The sequence below is a fragment of the Thermovibrio sp. genome (genome assembly GCA_015488335.1).
Classification (GTDB): domain Bacteria; phylum Aquificota; class Aquificia; order Desulfurobacteriales; family Desulfurobacteriaceae; genus Balnearium.
Genome location: WFNZ01000054.1, coordinates 39232 through 56412, shown reverse-complemented (window position 1 = coordinate 56412; position 17181 = coordinate 39232). Strand labels below are relative to the sequence as shown.

The 17181-nt window shown below is 44.2% G+C and carries 20 protein-coding genes; 9 read left to right on the top strand and 11 right to left on the bottom strand.

Translation table 11 applies throughout. From position 1 onward, the window contains the following. Positions 1-8: 8 nt before the first annotated feature. Positions 9-722, bottom strand: coding sequence for a zinc ribbon domain-containing protein (locus tag F8H35_RS07075; RefSeq protein WP_472572844.1), 714 nt, complete (start codon positions 720-722; stop codon positions 9-11). Position 723: 1 nt separating this feature from the next. Then, positions 724-1494: a Nif3-like dinuclear metal center hexameric protein gene (locus tag F8H35_RS07070; protein WP_472572843.1), complete on the bottom strand. Its 771-nt coding sequence runs from the start codon at positions 1492-1494 to the stop codon at positions 724-726. Between the two features lie 54 nt (positions 1495-1548). Here F8H35_RS07070 and F8H35_RS07065 point away from each other — a divergent pair, with 54 nt between their 5' ends. Beyond that, positions 1549-3036, top strand: a complete 1488-nt coding sequence (locus F8H35_RS07065) for a menaquinone biosynthesis decarboxylase (RefSeq protein WP_472572842.1) — start codon at positions 1549-1551, stop codon at positions 3034-3036. A gap of 100 nt (positions 3037-3136) precedes the next feature. On the opposite strand, the gene F8H35_RS07060 is transcribed toward F8H35_RS07065, so the two are convergent. The 4 genes from F8H35_RS07060 to F8H35_RS07045 are packed head-to-tail and all read right to left on the bottom strand — an operon-like array spanning position 3137 to position 7460. Further along, on the bottom strand, positions 3137-3721 hold the full coding sequence (locus F8H35_RS07060; protein WP_472572841.1) for a flavin reductase family protein: 585 nt from the start codon (positions 3719-3721) through the stop codon (positions 3137-3139). Next, the gene (locus tag F8H35_RS07055; RefSeq protein ID WP_472572840.1) at positions 3721-4143 is read right to left on the bottom strand and encodes an FKBP-type peptidyl-prolyl cis-trans isomerase; all 423 of its coding nucleotides are present in this window, start codon (positions 4141-4143) and stop codon (positions 3721-3723) included. The genes F8H35_RS07060 and F8H35_RS07055 overlap by 1 nt, the downstream gene beginning before the upstream one ends. A gap of 35 nt (positions 4144-4178) precedes the next feature. Next, on the bottom strand, positions 4179-5330 hold the full coding sequence (locus F8H35_RS07050; protein WP_472572839.1) for a pyridoxal-phosphate-dependent aminotransferase family protein: 1152 nt from the start codon (positions 5328-5330) through the stop codon (positions 4179-4181). A gap of 9 nt (positions 5331-5339) precedes the next feature. Beyond that, a complete protein-coding gene (locus F8H35_RS07045) occupies positions 5340-7460 on the bottom strand; it encodes an ATP-dependent helicase (RefSeq protein ID WP_472572838.1) in 2121 nt (706 codons plus the stop codon). Between the two features lie 167 nt (positions 7461-7627). Between F8H35_RS07045 and F8H35_RS07040 the strand changes: the two genes are divergently transcribed. After that, positions 7628-8275, top strand: coding sequence for a helix-turn-helix domain-containing protein (locus tag F8H35_RS07040; protein ID WP_472572837.1), 648 nt, complete (start codon positions 7628-7630; stop codon positions 8273-8275). Here the strand turns inward: F8H35_RS07040 and F8H35_RS07035 are convergent. The 5 genes from F8H35_RS07035 to efp are packed head-to-tail and all read right to left on the bottom strand — an operon-like array spanning position 8263 to position 11675. Next, positions 8263-8760, bottom strand: coding sequence for an RNA chaperone Hfq (locus F8H35_RS07035; RefSeq protein ID WP_472572836.1), 498 nt, complete (start codon positions 8758-8760; stop codon positions 8263-8265). The genes F8H35_RS07040 and F8H35_RS07035 overlap by 13 nt on opposite strands. Next, positions 8757-9269, bottom strand: coding sequence for an RNA chaperone Hfq (locus tag F8H35_RS07030; RefSeq protein ID WP_472572835.1), 513 nt, complete (start codon positions 9267-9269; stop codon positions 8757-8759). The genes F8H35_RS07035 and F8H35_RS07030 overlap by 4 nt, the downstream gene beginning before the upstream one ends. A 28-nt stretch (positions 9270-9297) precedes the next feature. Beyond that, positions 9298-10647, bottom strand: coding sequence for an acetyl-CoA carboxylase biotin carboxylase subunit (gene accC / locus F8H35_RS07025; RefSeq protein WP_472572834.1), 1350 nt, complete (start codon positions 10645-10647; stop codon positions 9298-9300). Between the two features lie 8 nt (positions 10648-10655). After that, positions 10656-11093, bottom strand: coding sequence for an acetyl-CoA carboxylase biotin carboxyl carrier protein (gene accB, locus F8H35_RS07020; protein ID WP_472572833.1), 438 nt, complete (start codon positions 11091-11093; stop codon positions 10656-10658). 9 nt (positions 11094-11102) lie between these two features. Next, the gene (gene efp, locus F8H35_RS07015) at positions 11103-11675 is read right to left on the bottom strand and encodes an elongation factor P (protein ID WP_472572832.1); all 573 of its coding nucleotides are present in this window, start codon (positions 11673-11675) and stop codon (positions 11103-11105) included. A gap of 66 nt (positions 11676-11741) precedes the next feature. Between efp and F8H35_RS07010 the strand changes: the two genes are divergently transcribed. Genes F8H35_RS07010 through F8H35_RS06980 form a run of 7 tightly spaced genes read left to right on the top strand, consistent with a single transcriptional unit; the run spans position 11742 to position 17170 of the window. After that, positions 11742-12614: a hypothetical protein gene (locus F8H35_RS07010; RefSeq protein ID WP_472572831.1), complete on the top strand. Its 873-nt coding sequence runs from the start codon at positions 11742-11744 to the stop codon at positions 12612-12614. Further along, positions 12611-13078, top strand: coding sequence for a 5-(carboxyamino)imidazole ribonucleotide mutase (gene purE, locus F8H35_RS07005; protein WP_472572830.1), 468 nt, complete (start codon positions 12611-12613; stop codon positions 13076-13078). Before F8H35_RS07010 ends, purE begins: the two co-directional genes overlap by 4 nt. A 2-nt stretch (positions 13079-13080) precedes the next feature. Further along, on the top strand, positions 13081-13980 hold the full coding sequence (locus F8H35_RS07000; protein WP_472572829.1) for a damage-control phosphatase ARMT1 family protein: 900 nt from the start codon (positions 13081-13083) through the stop codon (positions 13978-13980). Next, a complete protein-coding gene (locus F8H35_RS06995; RefSeq protein WP_472572828.1) occupies positions 13967-14581 on the top strand; it encodes an L-threonylcarbamoyladenylate synthase in 615 nt (204 codons plus the stop codon). Before F8H35_RS07000 ends, F8H35_RS06995 begins: the two co-directional genes overlap by 14 nt. A gap of 10 nt (positions 14582-14591) precedes the next feature. Then, positions 14592-15509: a methionyl-tRNA formyltransferase gene (fmt, locus tag F8H35_RS06990; protein WP_472572846.1), complete on the top strand. Its 918-nt coding sequence runs from the start codon at positions 14592-14594 to the stop codon at positions 15507-15509. A 52-nt stretch (positions 15510-15561) separates the two neighbouring features. Beyond that, positions 15562-15990 carry a Fur family transcriptional regulator gene (locus F8H35_RS06985; protein WP_472572827.1) on the top strand — a complete coding sequence of 143 codons (429 nt, stop codon included), beginning with the start codon at positions 15562-15564 and terminating at the stop codon, positions 15988-15990. Then, positions 15977-17170, top strand: coding sequence for an HD domain-containing protein (locus tag F8H35_RS06980; protein ID WP_472572826.1), 1194 nt, complete (start codon positions 15977-15979; stop codon positions 17168-17170). The genes F8H35_RS06985 and F8H35_RS06980 overlap by 14 nt, the downstream gene beginning before the upstream one ends. The last annotated feature ends 11 nt before the right edge of the window (positions 17171-17181 follow it).

Sequence of the window (17181 nt, the reverse complement as noted above, 5' to 3'; positions counted from 1 at the left end):
GAGCAGAACTATCTGGTTGCCACTTTACTGTAAATAAACCTTCCACAGTAAGGGCATTTGGTTTTTCCGGGTTCAAGGTTTTTGAGGAGCTCCTTAAACTCGGCCGGCGAGAATGTCATTCCGCACCCTTCACAGGCTCCAGAGGAGATGTCGGCAAACACAAGGCCGTTGAACTTCTCTTTCAGCTCCTCAAATCGGCGGAGCTCCTCTTCAGGTATTCCTTCTTTAAGGTCTTCAATATCTCTGCTCACTTTTTCTATCTTCTTCTCAAGCTTTTCAACTTCTGCTTCCAGGTCTTCAATCTCGCTCCTTACAGACTCAACCTGGGGTGCAAGCTCTTCTTTCAGTTTCCTGTAGGCGTCTGCAAGGGTTTCCACTTCAGCTTCAACTTTTGTTATCTCTTGTTTTGTCTTTATTATGTCGTCTTCGTTTTTGGCGATCTGCCGAAGTATCTGTTTAAACTCGCTTCTGCTTTTAACTCTCTCCTTCTGGGCTTTCAGCTCCTCTATTCTCTCCTGCTTGTAGAGGATAAAGTCTTTCAGATCTTTAAGTTCCTTTTTCTTCTCCTCAAGTTTCCTGTGTGCCGACTCAAGTTTTGTCTCAAGTTCCTTCAGGAGTTTCTCTTTGGTCTCCTTTTCCTTAAGGAGCTCCTTCAGTTTCGTTTTGAGCCTTAAGAGCTCAATCTCTCTATTCTGAACTTCTAACAGTTTCTCGTTCAACATGTCAGGCCACCTCAAAGGGGGAGTTTTCAGACAGGAGAATAAAATCTACCTGCGGGAAAGCACTTTCAAGTAGTTTTTTAAGCTTCTTGTAGAAAATTCTCTCAGTTCCAAAGTGTCCCATGTCAAAAACTGTAAGGCCAAGGTCTTTTGCCTTCATTGCGTCGTGGTACTTAACATCTCCAGTGATGTAAAGGTCAGCTCTGTCAGCGACCAAGTCTATGAAAGAGGCTCCGCTGCCGGAACAGATGGCTACACGCTCAACTAAAGACTCTGGAGAGTAATTGACAGCCCTGAAAACATCTTTCGGTAAGAACTCTTTGAGTTTTGAGAGGAGCTCCCTCTGCGAACACTTTTCCGGCAGAACTCCTACGGCACCGTAAGGAGGCTTCACAGTAATAGGTTCAACGCTCTGAAGGTTTAGAAATTCACAGATTAAGGCAGTTGGTCCAAAAGGCGAAACGTCAAGGTTTGTGTGGAGTGCGTAGAGGGAAATGGAGTTCTTTACCAGCTCTAAGAGGAGGTTCTGAGGGTAGCGGTCTGGAGAAAAAACTTTCAGACCGGAAATTGTTAGGGGATGGTGGGTTATCAGGAGGTCAATTCCTCTCTTCTTAGCTTCAACTACAACTTCACGGGAAACAGATAGAGCAAAGCCAACCCTACCAACTTCCTGTTCACTCCAGCCTAACTGAAGGCCTGAGTTATCCCAGCTATCCTGCTGTTCAGGTGGGATCAGGGATTCAAGGAAAGCCGTTATTTCACTTAGCTTAGCCATATCTTCTCTCCTTAAGGTGGTAGAATTCTACAAAATTGAAAGGAGAAGTAAATAATGGCCTATAAAGATTTAAGAGAGTTTATCCAGAAACTGAAACAGGAAGGGGAACTTAAAGAGATTGACTACCCCGTAAGCTCTTACCTTGAGATCACAGAGATTGCAGATAGAACGGTTAAAGCCGGAGGACCAGCCCTTCTGTTTAAGAACGTTGACGGCAGGGAAATTCCGGTTGCAATAAACCTATTTGCCAGTTATAAAAGGATGGTTCTTGCCCTTGAAGACGACCCTGACTCAATAGGGAAAAGGGCAGCAAAACTCTTAAAGCCTGAAAAGCCGTCGGGTTTTATTGATAAGCTGAAAAAGCTGGTTGAGCTGAAAAAGATTGCAGATATTTTCCCCAGAGAGGTAAAGAGAGAAAAAGCTCCCTGCAAAGAAGTAATAGTGAAAGAGCCAGACCTCTCAAAGTTTCCAATACTCTTTTGCTGGCCTAAAGACGGCGGGAGGTTCATAACCCTGCCGCTGGTTTTCACCAAAGACCCGGAAACCGGCGAGAGAAACTGCGGAATGTACAGGCTCCACGTCTACTCAAAGAACACAACGGGAATGCACTGGCACTGGCACAAGGTTGGAGCAAAACACTTCTGGAAAGCAAAGAGAATGGGAATAAAGAGGTTTCCCGTTGCCGTTGCCATAGGCTCCGACCCGGCAGTTATCTACTCGGCAACGGCTCCTCTTCCCGAGGACGTTGATGAGATGGTTTTTGCCGGGTTTATAAGGGGAAAGGCCGTTGAAATGGTTAAGTGCGAAACTGTTGATCTTGAGGTTCCTGCAAACGCAGAGATAGTTTTAGAAGGCTACGTTGATACAGAAGAGTTCCGTTTTGAAGGGCCCTTTGGAGACCACACAGGTTACTACTCACTGCCCGACTTCTACCCTGTTTTCCACATTACCTGCATAACTCACAGGAGAGACCCCATCTACCCGGCAACGATAGTTGGCAAACCGCCAATGGAAGACTGCTACATAGGAAAGGCAACTGAAAGGATATTCCTGCCGCTTCTCAAAACTCAGCTTCCAGAAATTGTTGATATGTGCCTTCCCATTGAAGGGGTCTTCCACAACTTTGCCTTTATCTCTATAGATAAGCGCTACCCCGGACACGCCAAAAAGGTCATTTCTGCCCTCTGGGGAATGGGTCAGATGAGCTTCACGAAGAACATTGTAATTTTTGATAAGGATACAAACGTCCACGATATAGGAGAGGTTTTGTGGAGGTGGGGAAACAACGTTGATCCTAAAAGGGATGTAATCTTTACGGAAGGTCCCGTTGACGCCCTTGACCACACTTCACCCCTGCCCTTTTACGGAAGCAAAATGGGTATTGACGCAACTAAGAAGTGGAAGAGTGAAGGTTTTACAAGGGATTGGCCGCCGGACATTGAGATGGATCCTGAGGTTAAGAAAAGGGTGGACAGGATATGGGAGAGATTGGGACTACCCTCTCCGCCGGAAAAGAAGAATCCATGGAGCTGGGGAGTTTAAATATTGACAAACTTAATAAAGTTTCCATATAATAATGGATGGCCAAGAATAATGAATAAATCTCTGACTTTATTAAAACGGGGGCGGTTGCCCCCATTTCTTAAGAGAGCTCCGAAAGGTCTATCTCATCGGAAACGCAACAGTACCTCTTTCCTCCCAATCTTCCAATCAAACCTTTCTGGGTTTTAAGGAGCTCCGGGCTGTAGTGAACAGCAACTACCTCTCCTATAAAGACATCCATAGGGGTTGCCCCTAACTGTAAATGCTCCCTGAGAACGCACTCAAGAGCTGCAGGGACGTTTTTCACCTTAGGCGGTTTTAAAAGTTTAGAAGGTTCAAGTTCAACGTTAAGCTCCTCCGCCTCGCTCACTTCCGGGGGAAAATCTTTACCGGAGAGGTGCATCTTCTCAAGGAACTCCTCTGAAACAACGTTAACCACGAACTCTTCTGTTTCAAGGATATTTCTGGCCGTATCCTTCAAGGTGCCGTCTTTCCTCTTACCAACAGAAACAAACAAAAGTGGCGGTTTTGTTGTTATAGCGTTAAAGAAAGAGAAAGGGGCAAGGTTAACCTTACCCACCTTTGAAACTGTTGTTATCCAGGCTATAGGCCTTGGAACAACTGTGTTGAATATGAGCTTACTAACAAGCTGTTGTGGAGCCTCTGAAACAACCACCGTCTCCACTAAGCAACCTCCTCTTTTTTAAGAACTTTAACCCTGAAGGTTAAAGGAACGCCGGCAAGTGGGTGGTTGTGATCTATGGTTACGGTTTCGTCGTTAAAGTCCACAACCCTAACCAAAAAGGTCTGTCCTTCTGGCGTTGTTCCCTGAAGTGTTTGGCCTCTCTGGAGCTCTATTCCCTGAAACATATGGCGGGGAAGGGTCTCAACAAGCTCTTCTCTCCTCTCTCCGTAGGCCTCTGAAGGTTGAAGTGTAAAGGTCTTCTCCTCCCCCTCTTCCATCTGAGACACTTCCTTTTCAAAGCCGGGGATAACCTCGTTCTGGCCTGTGGTGAAGGAGAAAGGCTCTCTTCCTTCTGTAGAGTCAATTACTGTTCCATCGGGAGCAGTGAGGGTGTACTCAACTGTGTAGCGATACTTTTTCATAGTCTCTCCTTTAAGCTGTTTAAAGAACCACTATACTACAGATTCGCCGAGTAGAAAACTTCCATTGCCGCTTTAACGGAGTCTCCAAATTTGAACTTGCTGTAGCCCAACTCTTTCAGTGCAAGCTCTGTAACTTCAAGGCCGGTTAGAACATCAAACTGGTCTACGTAGCCCATATGGGAGAGGCGGAAGATTTTGCCCTTCAGGTGTTCCTGACCGCCGGCTATGGTTATCCCGTACCTCTCCCTGGCTATCTTCACAACATCCTGACCGTTAATGCCTTCAGGTGCAAGGACTGCCGTTACGCCATTTGCCGGGCTGTATGAGAGGAGCTCCAACCCCATCGCCTTCACTCCAGCCCTTGTAGCCTCTGCAAGGATAGCATGACGCTTTGCAACGTTTTCAATACCTTCTTTAAGAATCATTTTTAGCGCTTCATTAAGGGCAACAACAAGGTTCGTGGCCGTTGTGTAGGCCGTTTGCCCTTTTTTCTGTTGCTTTATCTCTTTTTTCAGGTTGAAGTAGTAGGTTCTGGGTTTTTCAACAAGTCTGTTAACCGCCTTTTCGTTGAGGGTTATGACGGCAAGCCCGGGTGGGGTCATGAGGGCTTTCTGAGAACCTGTAATTGCAACGTCTATTCCCCACTCATCTGTGGGAATGTCATAGACGCCATAAGCGGTTATTCCGTCGGCCACTAAAAGAACGTCAGGGAAGTTCCTGAGAATTTTTCCTATCTCCTTAACGTCGTGAACGGTTCCCGTAGAAGTTTCGCATATCTGGATGAGAACTCCCTTAACGCCAGGGTTTTCAGAAAGAGCTCTCTCAACTTCTGCAGGGTCAACAGCCCTTCCCCATTCAACGTTTACAACTATCGGGTTTACGCCGTGGGTTCTACACAGTTCCTCCCACCTCTGACCAAACTTTCCGCCAACAACAACTACAGCGCTGTCTCCCGGGTTAAAGAGGTTAGCAACGGCAGCCTCCATTGCTCCTGTTCCAGAAGAAGTAAGTATAAGAACTTCTCCCTCTGTCCTCATGATTTTCCCAAGAAGCTTCCTGGTCTCAAGGAAAATCTCTTTAAACTCAGGAGACCTGTGGTAGAGGGTAGGACGGGAAAGGGCTTCAAGAACCCTCTCTGGAACCATCGTTGGCCCGGGGGTGAGAAGTCTTCTCTTTATAGGCTTCAAGGCAACCTCCTAACCGAGAACTTTTAGGAATTTCATAATTATCGTCTTTTCACCATAGTTGGCGAAGAAGGCGGTAACCTTTGCGCTCTCTCCAGAGCCTTCAACCCTCTTAACAACTCCTTTACCAAACTTCTTGTGAAAAACAATTTTAGGGGCTTTATCCCTTACAGGCTCTTCTGCAGGTTTTGGAGAGGAACCGTTTAACCGACCTTCCCTTTCTGAACGCCTCTCAACCTCTCTTATCAGGTGGGATGGAATCTCAGAGACAAATCTTGAAGGTTTCATGGGTCTGTAACTACCAAAGAGGCGTCGCCTCTTTGAGTAAGAGAGGAACAGCTGTTTCTTAGCTCTCGTTATAGCAACGTAGAAGAGGCGCCTTTCTTCTTCAATCTCACTGCTGGTTTCTGAGGATTTCACGTGGGGAAAAGTTCCCTCTTCAAGACCGGTTACGAAAACCACGGGGAATTCAAGGCCTTTTGAGGCATGAACGGTCATAAGGGTAACTCTGTCGCTCTCTTCAAGTTCATCCTGATCAGAAGAGAGGGTTAGAGTGGAGATAAACTCTAAGTAGAGCTCTTCTCCCTTGAGAGAACTCCTCTCTGAAAACTCCTGAAGGGTGTTGCCAAGCTCTTCCACGTTCTCAAGCCTCTGCTCGCAGTCGTCAGGAAACTCCTTTTTAATGAACTCTTTATATCCGGTTGAAACGGTTATAAACTTTACAAAGTCATAGGGTGGGAGCTCCCCCAATTTCTCCTTCAGTGTTAAAAGGGTGGTGCGGAGCTCCTCAACAGCCCTCCTCTGCTTTTCCATTCTGAGCTGCTCTTTTAACTCTAAAAGAGCCCTGTTCCAGTTTCTCTCTCTTTCCACAATTTTTCTCAACTTCTCTTCAACAGCACTGCCAAGCCCTCTCTTAGGTGTGTTTAAAATCCTGAAGAGAGAAATGACATCTGAATCTGAAACGACAAGCCTTAAGTAGGCCAGTATATCTTTTACCTCTTTTCTCTCGTAGAACTTAACACCTCCTACAATCTGGTAGGGGATACCTTCTCTTCTGAGAGCATCTTCAAAAACTCGGGAAAGGGCATTGGTTCTGTAGAAAACGGCAATATCTGAAGGTTTCAATCCTCTGTTAATAAGTTTTTTAACGGTTTTAGCAACAAAAATGGCCTCTTCAAGGTCGGTTTCTGCCCTGAAAAGACCTATGGGATGTCCGTTGGGATTGTCTGTATAGAGTCGTTTACCCTTCCTAAGTCTGTTGTTTTCAATTACAGCGTTTGCCGCCTCAAGAATGGTCTTAGAGCATCTGTAGTTCTTCTCAAGCTTTATGACTTTTGCATTTTTAAAATCCCTTTCAAAGGAAAGAATATTGTCTATGTTTGCCCCCCTCCAGGTATAAATACACTGATCTTCATCTCCTACAACACAGATGTTTCCCCTATCTTCTGTTAAAGACTTTGCAATTTCATACTGAATTCTGTTTGTGTCCTGATACTCATCTATCAAAACGTACTGGAAGAAACGGGAGTAGTAATCTTTAAGATCCTTCTGAAGAAGGAGTTCCCTTCCGTAGACCAGAAGGTCATCAAAATCAAAGGCGTTTAGTTCTTTGAGTTTTCTGTTGTAGAGGTCGTAAACCGGTTTCAGTTTCTCGTAGTAAACTTCTGCAGATTCTAAAGAGAACATACCGTTCTTTACGTTGCTTATAACCGAAGAAATCGCTGAAGGGCTGTACTGTTCCGGGTCAAGGTTTAGCTCTTTTAGAACCTCTTTTATGAGCCGTCTCTTATCTTCCGTATCAAGAATAACAAAATTGGGACTGTAGCCAATCCGCCCTGCGTGAGCCCTTAAGAGTTTAACGCAGAATGAATGGAAAGTTGAAACGGCTACAGGAACCTCTTTTCCTAAAAGGGTCTCAATCCTTTCTCTCATTTCACGAGCAGCCTTGTTTGTAAAAGTAATTGCTAAAATTCTCTCTGGAGGAAAGGAGAGCTCCTTCACCATGTAGGCTATTTTGTAGGTTATAACCCTGGTCTTTCCCGAGCCAGCACCGGCCAGTATGAGAAGGGGAGATTCAAAGTAGAGAACAGCCTCTTTCTGTTGTTCGTTGAGCTTTGAAAGGAGCTCCTTCATGGTGTCTCCTGGGGTAAAAATTTCACCCAATTATACAGTTAAAGCTTAGTGTAATAGAAAAGAAGAATTGAGGGTTAAAGTAAAAAAAATTAATCCATTAGAATAGAAGCTTTGTTAGAATAGGCAACAAATAAAAGAGCTATACAAAAACTATGAGGGGGCTTAAAATGGAAAAAGTGATAACGATCAGCATTTGTCAACAGGACACTTCCCTTAAAGAAATTATAACTCGGCTGATTAGAATAGGCGACCACAAACTCCAAACAAATTACTTCCACCTTAGCAGCAGTTTAAGTGAAAATCCCATAGTAGACGTTTATGCAGTGAGTAAACATCTTCTTCAGTCTATAGTTATAGACGGAATAAAGAGAAAACCAATATTAGTTGTAGAAGATGAGGAAAACAACCTTCAACTTGACAGAGAAAACGTATTTACAATCTGCAGAAACCAGAGATCAATTGAATCTTTCCTCAAGGCACTGGTTAAAAGCCTTGAGAATATTAAACTTTTACTTCCTAAAGGGAGAACGGTCAAACTGACATTCACACTTCCCGAATCAAAGTTAGAACTCTTTGAGGAGAACAGTATAAAAGTTAAAGAGCAGCTATCTTATAGGGGAGCTCTGGTCTTAAAGAAACTCTTCAGCAGGCCTGGAAAGGTAGTTGAGTTTAAAAACTTCCTCAACTTGGGAATAAAAGAAGAAAGCCTGCCGGTCTACATATCTACGCTCAGAAAGACATTAAAAAGGGTTAGTCCGGAACTTGAGATTAAAAGCCACAGATCAAAGGGGTATTCTTTAAACTACGGTTTATAAACGATGGTTGATATGGCGTGTTTATAGGCCAGTATGTTTCCCCGGTAATTTTTAAGTTTTAAGCAAAATCTATCAAAACCCTTTAACTTACCCTCTACTTTACTTCCATTCCTGAAGTAGACTACAATCCTCTTTCCCAGGGCGGAGCGGAGCTCCCTGCTCTGGACTCCTCTCATAGTTGAACAGGCAATAATCTTATAACCTAAGTTAACCTTCTCTTCAATTTCCCTCTGCTGTTCCTCCGTAAGGACAGGGGGCAGTAAAGAGGAGATCATAGTAGCAGGTCTAACAATAATCTCGTCACCAACTTCCTCGTAGACAACATCCCCAGAAGATTTCAGAATTTGAAGAAGAGGTTTTATCTGCTCGGATTTAACAGAGAGCTCCTCAGCAAGCTCCTCAACACTTCCTCTGAACTCTCCCTGCTCCTCAAGGAGTTCTATTAGGGCAATTTGAGCTTCTTCTAAAGTCCTGTACCTTTTCATTTCTGTTCCACGTCAAAGAGAATTGTGGCAACGGCGTGCTTATAAACCAAAGACTTTCCCTTTGGAGCAGTCATGGCCAACGTGAAGTTATCAAAATCTAAAAGTTTGCCCTCAAGTCGTGTTCCACTTATGAGGAAAACTGTTACGTCCTTTCCCAACAAAGAGGTCAGAACTGTATCCTGAAGTGATTTTTTCTTCTCCTTTTTCTCCTTCTTCTCTTCACTCTTCTGAACCTCTTTCTCTTCCCCCATTTTCTCCTCCTCAGTAGCCGGAATTTCTTTCTCTTCCGGCTTTTTCTCACAAAGCCTTATAAGGAGACCTTTACCCCTCTTTGTCTCAGACTTTAAAAAACCTTCCTCTTCAAGTTCCTTTAAAACTTTCTTTATAAGGTAAGGGGAAGCTCCGGTTAATCCGGAGAGTTCCTCTAAAGTTCCACTATACTCACCAAACTCGCTAAGGTACTCCTTTAACCAAATTTTAACTTTTTCTGTCTTTGATTGAGAAGACATCTTTCCTCCGGAATCTGTTTTAAAAGATTCACTGTTTCAGACCAGGCAGTATTTCTTCCTCAAGGGTTCTGGTATTAAACTTTCCTTCTCTAAACTGCTCAGTTTCTAAAAGCTTAAGGTGGAAAGGAATTGTCGTTTTAAGTTTCCCTTCTATAAGGAACTCTAAAAGGGCTCTTTTTCCTCTCTCTATAGCTTCTTCCCTATTCTCTCCCCAGACTATGAGCTTGCCAAGGAGAGAGTCGTAATAAACGGGAACTGAATATCCCTCGTAAATGTAAGTATCTATCCTTACTCCAAAGCCACCCGGTAGAAGGAGTTTCTCTATCTTTCCCGGAACGGGCTTAAAGTTTTCAGTGTAATCTTCACATGTTATTCTAAATTCTATGGCGTGGCCGTTCAGCTTGATTTGATCTAAGTCAAGCTTCTCTCCGGCAGCAGCTTTCAGTTGAAGAGCTATAAGGTCCTTCCCTGTAACCATTTCTGTAACGGGATGTTCAACCTGTATCCGAGTATTCATCTCAATAAAGTAAAAGTTCTTTTCTTTATCAACCAAGAACTCTACAGTTCCAGCACCCTCGTAGTTTATATATTCGGCAAGCCTTTTAGCTGCTTTAGAGAGCTCTCCTCTCAGTTTTTCATCAACAAAAGGAGAGGGGGCTTCTTCAACAACTTTCTGGTGTCTTCTCTGGAGGGAACACTCCCTCTCACCAAAGGTGTAAACGTTACCGTGGCCATCGGCAATTAACTGTATTTCAACGTGGCGAGGTTCCTCTATAAACTTTTCAACGTAAACCTCCCCGTTCCCAAAAGCTGCTTCTGCCTCAGCCATTGCAGTAGCTATGAGTGTTTCCGCCTCATTGAGAGAGGTAATGAGCCTCATCCCCCTTCCACCGCCACCGTGAGCAGCTTTTACAAGGACCGGTGGACCTATCCTTTCAACTTCCCTCAGTGCTTCCTGAACGCTACGGCAAACTCCACTTCCCGGAACAACGGGAACACCTGCCTCTTGGGCCACTTTCCTCGCCTTTGCCTTATCCCCCATTAGGATCATTGTTTCAGGAGAAGGTCCTATAAACTTTATGCCGCAGGCGTTACATATCTCTGCAAAGCCGGGGTTCTCTGAAAGAAAGCCGTAACCGGGATGGATAGCATCAGCTCCAGAAAGCTCAGCTGCGGCAATAACCGCCGGTATGTTCAAGTAACTCTGTTGAGGTTGAGGCCCACCTATACAGACAGATTCATCTGCAAGGTAAACGTGGAGCGATTCCCGGTCTGCCGTTGAATAGACAGCAACCGTTTTAATACCTAACTCCCTGCAGCTCCTTATTATCCTTACGGCTATTTCTCCTCTGTTGGCAATAAGAACTTTCCTGAACATCCAAAATCCTATTTAGGTTCTATGTAGAAGAGCGGCTGGCCATACTCAACAGGGTGGCCGTTCTCAACCAGGATTTTCCTGACAATTCCAGAAACTTCCGACTCAATCTCGTTCATCACTTTGAGGGCTTCAATTATACATAGGGTCTGACCTTTTTCAACGTAGTCTCCCTCTTTTACAAAAGGCTCTGCTCCAGGAGCAGGGGCTCTGTAGAAGGTCCCTACCATCGGGGATTCAACAACGTAATAGTTCTCCTCAGGCTGTGCTTTCTCCTCAGCAGGGGAGGGTTCAGGGGTTAAAGGACTCTCTGAGGGAATAGGAACCGAAGCTCCTTCCCTCTTAAACTTTACTTTTATTTTTAACCCTTCGGTCTCTAACTCAAGTTCTTCCACCGAGGAGTTTTCAAGGCTCTTAAGGAGCTCCCTAACCTTTTCAATATCGGCCAACTGTTCCTCCTACTTAATATTTACCCTTTCTATGTACTCTCCGGTTTCTGGGTTCACTCTAACCATATCTCCAATGTTTATGAACATAGGAACCTGAACAACCGCTCCCGTCTCAAGGGTTGCGGGTTTTGTAACGTTGGAAACCGTGTCTCCCTTAAAGCCCGGTTCTGTATCTACAACCTGAAGAACGATGCTCTTCGGAAGTTTAACCGAGATTGCCTCATCCTTGTAGAACTGAACCATTACAGGAGTGTTTTCCTTTAAGAATTTTGCCCTTTCACCGAGGGCTGTAGCAGGAACTCCTACCTGTTCGTAGGTTTTTGAGTCCATAAAGTAGTAGTAGTCACCGTCGTTGTAGATATACTCCATTTCCCTCTCTTCAAAGTCGGCAAGCTGGAGCTTTTCGCCCACTTTGTAGGTCTTTTCAACAACATTTCCAGTTTTCAGGTTTTTCAGTTTTATCCTTGCAAAGGCCTGTCCTTTTCCCGGTTTAACGTGCTGGTAGTCTATGATTTCGTAGGGAGCTCCCTCTATCTCCAACTTCATCCCTTTTGCAATTTGGTTCACATCTATAGAAGCCACTTTTAGACCTCCTGGAAAGGTTTTGGGAAAATTATAACAGCAAACCAAAATTTAACCGGAGGAGTTTTGAAAAAGTTTTTTCTGATTACCCTGCCTCTCCTCTTTTCATTTTCTACCTGTGGCCACAGGGGAGCTCCGCTACCTCCACTTCCCAAAGAACCTTCAACTCCGGAAATTACCACCCTCTTTCAGGATTTTAACAGACCTATCATCAGCTGGAAAAGAGTAAAAACCTATAGAGATGGAAGAAAACTACCCAACCCGAAACGGGTTAGATACCTTGTTAACGTAAACTTCGGTAAAGAAAAAGTTAAAACGGAGAAAAATTACTTTCTTGACAAACCGATAAAAGCGGGAGAAAAAAGGTGTTATTCCGTTTCAGCCATTTACGAGGGAAGGGGGAGCTCCCCTTCAGAACCGGTCTGTATAGTAGGGAAACAACCGCTCCACAAAGTTCCCAAAGTTCAAGTTAAAGGTGCAGACAGTAGGGTTATAATCAAAGTTTCAAATCCCGAATTTACAGTTGAAGTATTCAGAAACCAGAAATTCCCGTTCTTAAAACCCTACGCAGAATTCAAAGGAAAAAAGTTTATAGATAACAGAGTAAATAATGGAAAGACTTACGTTTACCGGTTCCGCTTTTCAAAGGGTAAACTGAAAGGGAAGTTAACAGAACCGATACCGGCTACACCAGAGGATAGAGTTCCACCTCTCCCGCCTTTCCACGCCTATCTAATAGAAGGAAAAATCTGCACTGCCGTTTGGGACCCATCACCTTCTAAAGACGTTATCTACTACGTCGTAAAAGCAGGAAACAGAACTTTCATGACTTCTGGAATATACTTAACACTGCCAGAATGCCCCAAAAAGGTGGAAATAAGGGCTGTTGACAAAAGCGGAAACAGATCAAAACCGGTGGAAGCGGAGGTGGTAAAGTGAAGAAAGTTGCCGTAATTATGGGAAGCAGATCCGACATGCCGGTAATGGAAAACTGCACAAAAACCTTAGAAGAATTTGGAATCCCTTACGACGTTAAAGTCCTTTCTGCCCACAGAACAATTGATGAAGTTATCTCTTTCTGTGAAAGAGCAGAAGAAGAGTACGACGTGATCATCGCTGCCGCAGGATACGCCGCTCACCTTGGTGGAGTTATAGCAGCAAAAACTACCCTTCCTGTAATTGGAGTTCCTCTTGACGCTTCCCCTTTAAAAGGCATTGACTCTCTTCTCTCAATAGTCCAAATGCCCGGAGGAGTCCCCGTTGCAACTGTAACAATCGGAAAGGCAGGAGCAAAGAACGCAGCCGTTCTGGCAGCAGAGATAATGGCGATTAAGTACACAGAGTTGCGCCAAAAACTAAAAGAGTACAGAAAAGAGATGAAGAAAAAGGTTTTAGAGGGTTAACGATGAAAGTTTATCCGCTCTGCCTCCCTTGCTTCCTGAACCAAGTAAGGAAAGCTGCTGAAGTTGCAGGACTTAGCAGAGAAAAGACAATAGAAATTGAAAGAGAAGCTGCAAAGTTCATATACAAAGACCTTCAGCCGGAGAAATCCCCCGGCCACAACGCGACTTACATTCACAGAATATTCAAGAAACTGTCTGGGGTAGAAGATCCATACAAAGTTCTGAAGGATAAATACAACTCAATAGCCCTTAAGCTTGAACCTCAGCTCAGGAAAGAGATTTACGAAAAAGCTGAAGATAGGCTTGCAGTTGCCATAAAACTTGCAGCTCTTGGAAACGTGATTGACTTTGCCGTTCCAAACGTTTTTGATCTTGAAGAAGAGATAAAGAACTTCTTTAAAACCCCCTTTGCCTATTTTGACGAAGCAATTTTAGAGCGGTTTTTAGTTCCCGGGAAAACGGTCCTCTACGTTGCAGACAACGCCGGGGAAATAGTTTTTGACAAGTTCTTAATAAGAGAGCTAAAAGAGAGAGGAATGAAAGTTATTCTGGCCGTTAGAGGAGGTCCTATTCTCAACGATGCAACCGTTGAGGACGCAGTAAAAACTGGAGCAAACGAGATTGCAGACGAACTGATAACAACAGGAAAGGACTACATAGGTGTTGACTTTGAGTTTGCATCGGATGAGTTTAAAAAAGCCTGGGAAAGGGCATTTTTCGTTATATCAAAAGGTCAGGCAAACTTTGAAACGTTAGACGGAGTAGACGATAAGGACATCTTTTTTATACTGAAAGCAAAGTGTGAACCTGTTGCAAGGGAGCTCCACTGCAACGTCGGAGATCTAATCTTCCTCTACAACAAGCACCTCCTTGAGATAAAAGAGGAAGATGGAGAGGATTAAGAAAGAACTGTCTAACGCCCCATTGGTGGCAGAGTTTATAAAGGAAGAAAAGCTTGTCTGTTCTCCTACAGATACCCTTTACGGGCTTATTGGGAGCTCCCTCTCCAAGGCCGTTTTTACAGAAATCTACAGGCTTAAAAGGAGAAATCCTGAAAAGCCGCTGATAGTTATCTTTAACTCACTTGATAGGGCAGAGGAGTTAGGAGTTCTTTTTCCTGAAGGAACAAAAGAAAAACTCAACAGAATTTTCCCGGAAAGGTTGACAGTTGTGCTTCCCCTGAAAGAGAACTCTCCACTAAAGGAGATAACGGGAAGAGGGAATATTGCCATAAGAGTTCCAAAAGATGAATTCTTATTAAAGGTTATAGAACTCTCCCATCCACTCTTTGCTCCCAGCGCAAACCCTGAGGGTGGAAAACCGGCAGAGAACTGCTCCGACTGTTACAACTACTTTAAAAACAGGGTATCCCTCTGTGTAGAGGGAAAAACCTACGGTAGACCTTCCACACTCGTCTCTCTGCTGAGGGGAAAACCGGAACTCTTAAGGAAAGGGGCTTTTCCCTTTGAAAAACTGTTGGAGGTATTCAGTGAAAAAGATTAAGGTCGTTTTTATGGGAACTCCAGAGTTCGCAGTTCCTCCACTAAAAAAACTGATTGAAGAGGGCTACGATGTAAAACTGGTTGTCACCCAGCCCGACAGACCTGCAGGCAGGGGAAAGAAATTGACACCACCCCCTGTAAAAGTAGTTGCTGAAAAGGCAGGAATTCCGGTTTACCAGCCGGAAAATGTCAAGGAGAACGAGGAGCTTAAGAGAAAACTCTCTGAAATAAACCCCGACGTAATAGTTGTTGCCGCCTACGGTAAGATCCTCCCCAAGTGGCTTTTAGACCTTCCAAAGTATGGAACCATAAACATTCATGCCTCGCTCCTACCCAAGTACAGAGGAGCTTCCCCCATCCAATGGGCACTCCTTAATGGAGAGAAAGAGACCGGCGTAACGGTAATGAAAGTAATTCCCAAGCTTGACGCCGGAGACATAATAAGCCAGAGAAAAGTGAAGATAGAGAAAGAGGACAATGCCCAAACCCTCCACGACAAACTATCAAAGGTAGGAGCGGAGCTCCTTTCTGAAACGCTCCCCCTTTATATTTCAGGAAAATTAAAGCCCGTTCCCCAGAAAGAGGAGGAAGCTACCTACTGCCCCCAGATAAGTAAAGAGATGGGGAGAATTGACTGGAACGAGAGCGCAGAAAGGATATTCAACAAAATAAGAGCCTTTACCCCATGGCCTTCCGCATATACAACGTTCAGAGGGAAAAGATTGAAGATTTTGAAGGCTGAACCTGTTAAAGGTATAGGAAAGCCGGGAGAGGTGGTAAAGGCAGATAGAGAGCTAATAGTTGCAACAGGAAGTGGAGCCCTGAAAATTGAAAGGCTCAAACCTGAAGGGAAAAAAGAAATATCGGGAGAGGAGTTCATAAGAGGCTACAGGGTAAAGGTGGGAGACTTTTTCGGATTTGAGGAATAAATTAAGCATATACAAATAGTTTGCTCTTAAAACAAGTATGCAGAGGTAAAAAATGGATCTTGAAAGGAGAGTTGAGGAATTTAAGAGAAAGGCAAGGGCTCTTGGACTTAAGGTAACTCCCCAAAGGCTTGCCGTTTATAAGGCCATTGCCCAAAGGCACGACCACCCTTCAGCAGAAGAACTTTTTGAGGAGCTGAAGGACAAAATAGAGGGAATTTCACTCACCACAGTTTACAGAACCCTCTCAAGCCTTGAATCTGTAGGTCTCGTTCAGAGGGTTCCAACTTTGAAGGACAAGGTCAGGTACGACGCAAGGGTTGAACCCCACAGCCACTTTGTCTGTCTGAAGTGCGGAAAGATATACGACCTTGACACAATCCCTAAGGTAAATAGAAAAGAGGTAGAATCTGTAGGGGAACCTGTAAGCTGTACAGCTATCTGCTACGGAATCTGCAAAGAGTGTAAAGGTGAAGAAGTATAAACTGTTAATGGACCCTGTTTACGAAGAATTTATACTGGTAGAAAGGAGAGCTCCCGTTGACAAAGTTTTAAGGAGCTCCCCACTACAACGTCTCAGGTACATTCGTCAGTTGGGTCCCTGTTACCTGGTCTACCCCGGAGCCGAACATACCCGGTTTCAACACTCCTTAGGGGTATACTGGTTAGTTGAAAAGGCCTTTAATTACTTGAAATTAAACGGTTATACATTTACGGACGATGAAACACTACCTGTAAAGCTTGCAGCCCTGACCCACGATTTAGGCCACTCTCCCTTTTCCCACGCCCTTGAAGGTTATATCCTTCCCTTTAACCACGAGGAACTTACACAAAAAGCCCTTGACATAGTGGAAGCAGAAACGGGAATTGACAGAGAGCTGATTTCAGAGACAAAGAAAATTTTGAGGAAAGAGACTGAACAGCCCTTTAAGTACCAGTTAGTCTCAAGCCAGTTAGACTGTGACAGGTTAGACTACCTGAAAAGAGACGCCTTCTACACGGGAGTCTCTTTTGGAAGGATAGATACGAATCGGATCCTCATTTCCGCCCAAGTTGAAAGCGGAGAGCTGGTATGGAGCTCCAAAGGTTTTAATGCCCTTGAATCCTATGTAATGTCAAGGTATCAGATGTACTGGACGGTCTACTTCCACAAGGTAAATCTCTCCGCTCAAGTTCTTCTCCAAAAAATTGTAAAAAGAATGAGGGAGCTCCTCTTAAACGGAGAAGAACTGCCGATAGATCCGAGCCTGAAAAACTGCCTTAAGAATAACAGCATAGAGGAATTTTTCAGACTTACAGACGGCCATATCATCTGTTCCATATACAACCTACAGAACGCTAAAGACAGAGTAATTTCCGACCTTTCAAAACGGTTTGTCAGAAGAGAACTGTTCCGAACGGTTGAAGTCAAACCCTCTGACCTTTTAGAGCTCAAAGAAAAAGTTGAAAAAGCAGGATTTCCTACAGAGTTCTACTTTGAGGTTGTAGAACCCTCAAAGGTTGCATACTCTTACTACTCTCCACACGGAGATGAAGTAATAAAAGTAAAAGTTGGAGAAAAAATAGAGGAGCTCTCCAACGTTGCTCCAACAGATGCAATAAAATCCCTTTCAAGGGAAGTTTCAAAAACTTATGCAGTCGTTCCTCCTGAAGTTTTACAGTAAAAAATCCAGAA

What these genes read in the sequence shown, in the direction of transcription:
- F8H35_RS07075 (WP_472572844.1), bottom strand. Translation starts at nt 722, where the DNA reads ATGTTGAACGAGAAACTGTTAGAAGTTCAGAATAGAGAGATTGAGCTC.
- F8H35_RS07070 (WP_472572843.1), bottom strand. Translation starts at nt 1,494, where the DNA reads ATGGCTAAGCTAAGTGAAATAACGGCTTTCCTTGAATCCCTGATCCCA.
- F8H35_RS07065 (WP_472572842.1), top strand. Translation starts at nt 1,549, where the DNA reads ATGGCCTATAAAGATTTAAGAGAGTTTATCCAGAAACTGAAACAGGAA.
- F8H35_RS07055 (WP_472572840.1), bottom strand. Translation starts at nt 4,143, where the DNA reads ATGAAAAAGTATCGCTACACAGTTGAGTACACCCTCACTGCTCCCGAT.
- F8H35_RS07045 (WP_472572838.1), bottom strand. Translation starts at nt 7,460, where the DNA reads ATGAAGGAGCTCCTTTCAAAGCTCAACGAACAACAGAAAGAGGCTGTT.
- F8H35_RS07040 (WP_472572837.1), top strand. Translation starts at nt 7,628, where the DNA reads ATGGAAAAAGTGATAACGATCAGCATTTGTCAACAGGACACTTCCCTT.
- F8H35_RS07035 (WP_472572836.1), bottom strand. Translation starts at nt 8,760, where the DNA reads ATGAAAAGGTACAGGACTTTAGAAGAAGCTCAAATTGCCCTAATAGAA.
- F8H35_RS07030 (WP_472572835.1), bottom strand. Translation starts at nt 9,269, where the DNA reads ATGTCTTCTCAATCAAAGACAGAAAAAGTTAAAATTTGGTTAAAGGAG.
- accC (WP_472572834.1), bottom strand. Translation starts at nt 10,647, where the DNA reads ATGTTCAGGAAAGTTCTTATTGCCAACAGAGGAGAAATAGCCGTAAGG.
- F8H35_RS07000 (WP_472572829.1), top strand. Translation starts at nt 13,081, where the DNA reads ATGAAAGTTTATCCGCTCTGCCTCCCTTGCTTCCTGAACCAAGTAAGG.
- F8H35_RS06995 (WP_472572828.1), top strand. Translation starts at nt 13,967, where the DNA reads ATGGAGAGGATTAAGAAAGAACTGTCTAACGCCCCATTGGTGGCAGAG.
- fmt (WP_472572846.1), top strand. Translation starts at nt 14,592, where the DNA reads ATGGGAACTCCAGAGTTCGCAGTTCCTCCACTAAAAAAACTGATTGAA.
- F8H35_RS06985 (WP_472572827.1), top strand. Translation starts at nt 15,562, where the DNA reads ATGGATCTTGAAAGGAGAGTTGAGGAATTTAAGAGAAAGGCAAGGGCT.